We start from the raw sequence: 768 nt of genomic DNA on the forward strand, positions 1-768 counted from the left end.
GGGTCTTAATGTTAAATCAACACCTTGCGCATTTTTCTGATGATCGACGCGCGCAAACACCTTCATGCCTTTACTTTTAATAATCGATGCCAGTTTATCCGCAGTATCTTGAACGGAGTGATTACTTTGCATCGTCACCAAACCCTTCTCAGCATTAATAGCAGCCATCGTTTTTGGCGTTGACTGCCCCTTGTCTGACGCGTTTAAAATATTTTCAACACTGGCGCAAGAGGATACAGCCAAAGCTAGAGCAGCGATAGAGATAATTTTAAGCATAAAAAGTCCTTTTTTATTGTGGTCGTTTATTCAGCGAGTGATGGCTGACAACATCGAATATTCATTGTGAACCATAACATTGTGCTTCATAACATTGTGCGTAATAAACTACGCATAGTAAAGGGTCGCATGACAACACCTCTAAAAGAATGACTAAGCCAAAACTAATTACACAGCCAAACGCTCCGCCAGATAATCTACGAGCAATCGAATCTTTGGTGATAAATGACGGTTGTGCGGATAGACGGCCCAGATACTTTCTTCAGGCTCTCTATAGTTATCTAGTAAGCTGACCAGCGCGCCTGATGCTAAGTATTTTTGCACATAATAATCAGGTAGCTGCACGATACCCAGACCTTTTAAAGCGGCATCAACTAGGCTGTGACCACTGTTATATTGCACAGTGCCAAACACGCGCAGGTTTTTTTCTTTATCAGCGTCTTTTCTAGAATCTGTTTTTTTAAAATCTATAAAATGCCAATAGTCACGAGT

General features: G+C 41.1%; 1 protein-coding gene and 1 pseudogene. Both read right to left on the bottom strand.

Annotated elements, in window-relative coordinates:
* Nucleotides 1-276 (bottom strand): annotated as a pseudogene (locus ACTXGO_RS15245) (DUF302 domain-containing protein); the annotation flags it as partial.
* Between the two features lie 168 nt (nucleotides 277-444).
* A partial coding sequence (locus ACTXGO_RS15250; protein ID WP_443575112.1) for a LysR substrate-binding domain-containing protein occupies nucleotides 445-768 on the bottom strand: 324 nt, incomplete at its 5' end.

The organism is Psychrobacter sp. T6-1 (genome assembly GCF_052258445.1).